Genomic DNA, 6585 nt, shown 5'->3' on the forward strand with positions numbered 1-6585 from the left:
AATGACTGTTCATCGCACACCACACGCCCAGCACTTGTACCTGAGCGCGAGGCGCAGGGCCAAGTGGAGAGCTAAGTTTTCCGCATGTAATTCGGCTTCGCGTGAACTCTTCGCCTCTAAAGCCCTGTCCGCGTCGGCGATTTGCTTAACTGTGCGCGTCCAGTGGTCCTTCGCGATATCCCAGTCTCCGCCATGCGGCTTGTTCACAAATTCTGTTACGAAGTTCCGGGACTCACCGCCTTCCCCGTAGAGGTCTACGAGTGTTCTCACGCACTCCCCCCTACAGGTGGCGGAGAACCCGGCCCGCCGGCCGCACTCTCCATCTCTGCCAGAATATCTTCGATATCCCGGCTCCTGCGCTTATTTACCTGCCACGTCACCATGTAGCCGGCCGTGGCGCCGACGAATGCCGGTATAATAAGCCAGCCCGTCACAGACAATAAGTAGCCATAACCGGAGTACGGGACGTCACTGGGAGGAGTAAGGCCCACTAAGATTTTGTAGGCATCTGTCCAGCCCATCAGGAATCCGCCTGTTAGATACAGGGCAAGGATTCCCAAAAGCCACCAAGAGCCGCACGTAATCAACCAGAAATGCATGCGATTAAAGCGGGATAGAGATCGAATCTCGTCCCTCAGTCGCTCCTGCAAAGTATCGTCTGGTGCACCGGTTGAGGGCGGGCTCATGTCTTCAACGTAGCGAAGACGGGGCCTTGAGTCTGCGCCTTGGACGAACTCTCAACCCTTGGGAAAGGAAGCCCCTCACCCCGCCCGCAGCATCAAGGCGATCCCCACCACCAGCAAGCCCGCCGCAGCGACCCGCGGCGCCCCGAACCGCTCCTTGAAGAACACCGCCCCGATGGCGGCGCCGACAATGATCGAGGACTCGCGCAGCGCAGCGATCGGCGCCAGCTCTGCCCGTGTCTGCGCCCACAGGACGAGGCCGTACGCCGAGACGGACAGGGCCGCTCCCAGCAGTCCCACGCCCGCGAACGGCCGTAGTACGCCGAGCAGTTGACCGCGCCATCGGTGCAGCGCGTACGCCGGGACCGCCACGCCCTCCACCGCCATCAGCCAGGCAATGTATCCGAGGGAGGAGCCAGAGGCCCGTACGCCCAGTCCGTCGACGACCGTGTACGCCGCGATGGTCAGCCCGGTCGCGAGCGCCGCGCCGATCGCCGCCCAGTTGGGCCGGTGTCCGCGCAGCCCCCACAGGGCGACCCCCGTCAGACCCGCGCACGACACCGCGATGCCGGCCGCCGCCCAGCCGTCGGGAACCTCATGAGCGAAGACTGCCGCCAGCACGGTCACGACCAGTGGCGCGGTTCCGCGCGCGATCGGGTACGCCTGCCCGAAGTCCCCCAGCTCGAAGGACCTCATCAGCAGGACGTAGTACACAACGTGGATCAGGGCCGAGGCGATCAGATAGGGCCACGCCCCGGCCGCCGGGAACGGCACGAACGGCACCATGGCCAGCCCGATCAGCATCCCGCCGCCCGCGATCAGAGTGAATCCGACGAGCTTGTCGGTGATCTGGTGCGCGATCGCGTTCCAGCTGGCGTGGGTGACGGCGGCGAGCAGGACGGCCGCGGTCACCAGCGGGGTCACGAGATGTGCTCGCGGACGTCCACCAGGGTGCCGCCGGAGTGCGCGATGAGGGCCTTGGGTTCCATCGGGAAGACGGTGTACGGGGTGCCCGCCGCGGCCCACACGATCTCGTGGTCGAGCAGCGAACGGTCCGCCAGGACACGGGTCTTCGTCCGGTGCCCGAAGGGCGGGACGCCCCCGATCGCGTACCCCGTCGTCTCCCGCACGAGCTCCGCCTTGGCCCGCGTGACCTTCTCGGCACCGAGTTCCGTCCGGACCAGCTCCACGTCCACGCGGGACGCCCCGTCCATGAGAACGAGTACCGGAACCCCGTCCGCCGCGAAGATCAGCGACTTGCAGATCTGGCTCAGCTCGCAGCCGATCGCCGCGGCTGCCTCGGCGGCGGTGCGAGTCGCGTCCGGGAAGCGGCGGATCTGCGGGTGCAGGTCATCGAGTCCCAGTTCCCGCAGGGCATCGGCGAAACGGGGATGGGCTCCTGAGTCCGAAGGCGTCATGAACGGCAGGCTAGCTGCCGGATACAAACGTCACGAACGAATTCCAGGTGGCGGGATCAGAGCTCAGGGGCATACGCGCCCCGCGCCTGCCACGTCAGCAGCGTGAGGGCGTTTCGCCCACAAGAATGACAATCGCCAACTCGGCTGGATTTTCGACTGGTTGGCGGGCATATGCTCGCCGCAAACAACCGCACACATGCGACGGCCCCCGTCCAGGACTGCAATCCCGATCGAGGGCCTGACCACCAGGAAGCAGGAGCCTTCCCGATGGATACGTGGAACTCTAGCGCGCCCTCGTGCGCCCAGGCGCGACCGCGCCTCCCGCTGCGGGCCGTAACCGCGTCGGCCCGTCCTCTTCCCGATCTGCGACGGCTGCGACCGCGTCTCCCGCGCCCCGGCCCCGGAACCCGCCCGCTATCGCGACTGCCGCTCCGGTCAGAAGGGGGCCGCCTAGCATGGACGTGACGATCCTTGCCCCTGGGCACAGACCACGAGGAGCGAGCGCCATGACCATCGCCTCTGACGACGCGCGGCCCGACGCTCACCACCGTTACCAGGCGATGCGTGAGTTCCTGGAGTCGATGGACGACACGCTTCCCGGCAAGTTCGAGATCACCAAGGAAGGGATCGTCCACGACATGATGGCGCCCATCGGGCCTCATGAGATGACCACTCTGCACATCCGGAAGCGCCTCGAGAAGGTCATGCCGGAGGAGTTGGTCGCTCATACGGGAACGCCTGACGTGGAAGCCGAATCCGAGGGGATCATGCGCCACCCCGACGTCATGGTGATCTCCATGGAGGACATGGACGTCCCGGGTTCCTTCGATCCGCGCACGCTCATCGCCGCCATCGAAGTCGTCTCGCGATCCAACCCGGACAACGACTGGGTCAGCAAGGTTCGCGACTATCCCCTGCTCGGCATCCCTGTCTACGTGATCTTCGACCCCCGCATCGGAGAGGGCGCTGTCTTTTCCAACATCCACTCGACCCCGAGCGGCCCGCGCTACGCCACCCGCAAGGACTTCGTGTACGGCGAAGACGTCACCATCGCCGAGTGGACGATCTCCACGGAGAACCTGCCGCGCTACTCAAGCCAGTAACGCGGCAGTACGGGTTCAAGCGGGCGGTCGGCGGACAGACCGCGGCTCACGACGCAAGCGACAGGGTGCCCCACCAACGCGTGGGGCACCCTGTCCGTTGACGTCAGGCTTCAGAACCGTGGCCTCAGACCCGTGCCAACTCCCGGTCCTCGTCCGGGTCCACGTCCCGGCTCTCGATCTCGTCCTTCGTGCGGAGCCCTTCGCCCTCGACGTCCACGTTGGGCAGGGCCCGGTCCAGCCACTTCGGCAGCCACCAGGCCTTCTTGCCCAGGAGGGCCAGGACGGCCGGGACGATCGCCATGCGGACGACGAACGCGTCGAAGAAGACCGCGATCGCGAGCCCGAAGCCGATCATCTTGACCATGGCCTCGCTGGATCCGATGAAGCCGGCGAAGACGGCCATCATGATGACCGCGGCCGCGGTGACGACGCGGGCGCCGTGCTCGAAGCCGGTCACGATCGTCTGGCCGGGGCTCTCCCCGTGGACGTGCGCCTCGCGCATGCGGGTCACGAGGAAGACCTCGTAGTCCATCGCCAGGCCGAAGACCACGCCGACCATGAAGATCGGCATCATCGACATGATCGGACCGGTCTCCTCGACGCCGATCAGACCTGCCAGCCAGCCCCACTGGAAGACCGCGACGACGGCGCCGAGCGCGGCGAGCACCGAGAGCAGGAAGCCGAGGGCCGCCTTCAGCGGGACCAGGATCGAGCGGAAGACGACGATCAGCAGCAGGAACGCCAGGCCCACCACCAGCGCCAGGTACGGGATCAGCGCGTCGTTGAGCTTCTGCGAGACGTCGATGTTCATCGCCGTCGTACCGGTGACCAGCACCTCTCCATCGGCGTCGGCCTTGACGGCACCGTCCGTGTCACGGATGGCGTGCACCACGTCCTCGGTCTGGACCGAAGACGGCTTCGAGTCCGGGACCACGGTGATCGTCGCGGTGTCACCGGCCTTGTTGAACGACGCGTCGGTCACCGGAGGCACCGACGCGACGCCGTCGAGGCCCTTGATCTTGTCGGCCACCTCGGTTGCGCCGGCCTTCGGGTCGTCGCTCGACTTCCCGTCGTACACGACCATCAGCGGACCGTTGAAGCCGGGGCCGAAGCCCTCGGAGAGCAGGTCGTACGCCTTGCGCTGAGTCGTCGACGTCGGCTGCGAGCCGTCGTCCGGCAGGCCCAGCTCCAGCGAGGAGACGGGCACGGCGGCCGCGCCCAGGCCCACGACGGCGAAGAGCAGAACGGCGATCGGCCTGCGGATGACGAAGCGGGCCCAGCGGGTTCCCAGGTTCGCCTTGGGCTCGGCGCCCTCGGCGGCCCTGGCGGCGGCCTTCCTGGCGGTACGGCCGCCGCCCATCAGCCTGCTCTTCTCCCCTGCGGGCCTGACCTTCTTGCCCGCGTACCCGAGCAGCGCCGGGATCATCGTCAGAGCGATCAGTACGGCGATGGCGACGGTGCCCGCGGCTGCGATGCCCATCTTCGTCAGCATCGGGATGTTGACGACGGCCAGGCCGACCAGGGCGATCACGACGGTGAGTCCGGCGAAGACCACCGCGGAGCCCGCCGTGCCGACGGCCCGTCCGGCCGCCTCCTCGCGCTCACGGCCCTGGGACAGCTCGGCCCGGTACCGGGAGACGATGAAGAGCGCGTAGTCGATACCGACCGCGAGGCCGATCATCATCGCCAGCGTGGAGGTGGTGGAGCCCAGGTCGAGCACGCTCGCGAGAGCGGCGATCGAGGAGACGCCGATACCCACGCCGATCAGCGCGGTCAGCAGCGGCAGCCCGGCCGCGATCAGCGAGCCGAAGGTGATGACGAGGACGACCGCGGCGATCGCGATGCCGATGATCTCGGTGGCCCCGGTGTGCGGGACCGCCTGGAGCGCGTCACCGCCGATCTCGACGGTCAGACCGCTGTCCCGCGCGTCCTGCGCGGCCTCCTCCAGGGCGTCCTTCGAGGAGTCCTCCAGCTCCATGCCGGAGACCTTGTACGACACCTGCGCGTACGCGATCGTCCCGTCCTTGCTGAGGGACTTGTTCACGTACGGGTCGGTGACGGAGACGACCTCGGAGCCGGTGCCCAGCTCTTTGACGGTGTTCTTGACGGCCGCCTTGTTGTCGGCGTCGGTCATCTTCTGGCCGTCGGGCGCCTCGAAGACGACCCGCGCGGTCGCTCCGTCGGCGCTCATGCCGGGGAAGCGCTGCTCCAGCAGGTCGAAGGTCTTCTGCGCCTCGGTGCCGGGGATCGAGAAGGAACTCGATCCGGCCACCGGGGCGCTGGCGGCGCCGACGCCCGCGAGCGTCAGTAAGGCCACCCAGAGCAGTGCGACGAAGTGCCGTCGCCGGAAGGCGAGCCGGCCGATCTTATAGAGGAACGTAGCCACGAAGGGGTACTCCCGGTCAGGTCGTGGGGTGGTACAGGGCAGGGGTCATCCGCCCGACGACGTGAGCGGTCGTGCGTCAGGTACGGCTGGGGAATCGAGAGGGACTTACGAGGGAGAAAAGTCAGGCGCCGAGAGCGGGGAGGACCACGGCGTCGATGTACGAGGTGAGGAACTCCTGTGTCGGCGGCAGCTCGTCGATCAGGGTCCGGGCGGCGAAAGCGCCGATGATCATATGCAGTACGTAGTCGATCGCGGGGTTGTCCGCACGGACCTCACCCCGCTCGATGGCACGCTGCAAGACCTTGCGCATGTCCGCCAGCTCGGGCTCGATGAGCCACTCCCGGAACGCCTGGAGGAGATCCGGGTTGCTGTGGACCGCCATGCCCAGGCCCCGCATCAGCGCGGTGTCCTGCTCCATGGCGCAGTCGTCCTCACGCACCGCCAGGGCATGGAAGTCGCCCCGCAGGGACCCGGTGTCGATCCCGGCCAGGTCGATCCGCTTGTGATGCCGGAGCGCCTTGACCACCAACTCGGCCTTGCCGCCCCACTGGCGGTAGAGCGTCGCCTTGCTGGACCGGGTGCGGGCGGCCACGGCGTCCATGGTCAGGGCGTCGTAGCCGACTTCCCGGAGCAGGTCGAGCACGGCCGCGTACAGCTCGGCCTCACGCTCGGGCGTGAGCCGACTGCGACGCACCGTCGCGGTTTCAGCCATCCCACTCACCCTCTCCTGCTCCACGCTCGCCGACGCCAGGCTACAGACCAACGTCCACAGCCCCACGCCACCGAGCGAAACGGTTTCGTACTCCTATGAAGATACCGTGAAAGCCCCGCGAAACGAAACCGTTTCGTACGTGTCCCGGGTCACACGGTTCCGGCAGGGGCCCGCAGCGGCCGTCGGGGCCCCGCAGGGGCCCTTCAGGGGCGCGGGGAACTGCGCGACAAGCCACAACCGGCCCTTCACCCGCCCACGAACAGAACCCACCACCCCCATAGGC

The 6585-nt window shown here is 67.2% G+C and carries 7 protein-coding genes; 1 reads left to right on the forward strand and 6 read right to left on the reverse strand.

Annotated elements, in window-relative coordinates:
* Positions 1 to 9 precede the first annotated feature (9 nt).
* From G5C60_RS54250 to G5C60_RS25665, 4 genes are all read right to left on the reverse strand, one after another.
* Positions 10 to 270 (reverse strand): DUF6313 family protein, encoded by a 261-nt coding sequence (locus G5C60_RS54250; protein WP_420907408.1) that lies wholly within the window; start codon positions 268 to 270, stop codon positions 10 to 12.
* Entirely contained in the window at positions 267 to 686 is a 420-nt protein-coding gene (locus G5C60_RS54255) for a DUF6313 family protein (protein ID WP_420907409.1), read from the reverse strand. The genes G5C60_RS54250 and G5C60_RS54255 overlap by 4 nt, the downstream gene beginning before the upstream one ends.
* A 75-nt stretch (positions 687 to 761) precedes the next feature.
* Positions 762 to 1607, reverse strand: a complete 846-nt coding sequence (locus G5C60_RS25660; RefSeq protein WP_165263271.1) for an EamA family transporter — start codon at positions 1605 to 1607, stop codon at positions 762 to 764.
* Positions 1604 to 2101: a YbaK/EbsC family protein gene (locus G5C60_RS25665; RefSeq protein ID WP_165263272.1), complete on the reverse strand. Its 498-nt coding sequence runs from the start codon at positions 2099 to 2101 to the stop codon at positions 1604 to 1606. The genes G5C60_RS25660 and G5C60_RS25665 overlap by 4 nt, the downstream gene beginning before the upstream one ends.
* Positions 2102 to 2607: 506 nt before the next feature.
* Here G5C60_RS25665 and G5C60_RS25670 point away from each other — a divergent pair.
* Positions 2608 to 3204 carry a Uma2 family endonuclease gene (locus G5C60_RS25670; protein ID WP_165263273.1) on the forward strand — a complete coding sequence of 199 codons (597 nt, stop codon included), beginning with the start codon at positions 2608 to 2610 and terminating at the stop codon, positions 3202 to 3204.
* A 124-nt stretch (positions 3205 to 3328) separates the two neighbouring features.
* On the opposite strand, the gene G5C60_RS25675 is transcribed toward G5C60_RS25670, so the two are convergent.
* Both G5C60_RS25675 and G5C60_RS25680 read right to left on the reverse strand, forming a co-directional pair.
* Complete coding sequence (locus G5C60_RS25675) at positions 3329 to 5590, reverse strand: MMPL family transporter (protein WP_165263274.1); 2262 nt, start codon at positions 5588 to 5590, stop codon at positions 3329 to 3331.
* Positions 5591 to 5711: 121 nt separating this feature from the next.
* A complete protein-coding gene (locus G5C60_RS25680; RefSeq protein WP_165263275.1) occupies positions 5712 to 6302 on the reverse strand; it encodes a TetR/AcrR family transcriptional regulator in 591 nt (196 codons plus the stop codon).
* Positions 6303 to 6585 lie beyond the last annotated feature (283 nt).

It is taken from the genome of Streptomyces scabichelini (assembly GCF_011045015.1).
Classification (GTDB): Bacteria; Actinomycetota; Actinomycetes; order Streptomycetales; family Streptomycetaceae; genus Streptomyces; species Streptomyces scabichelini.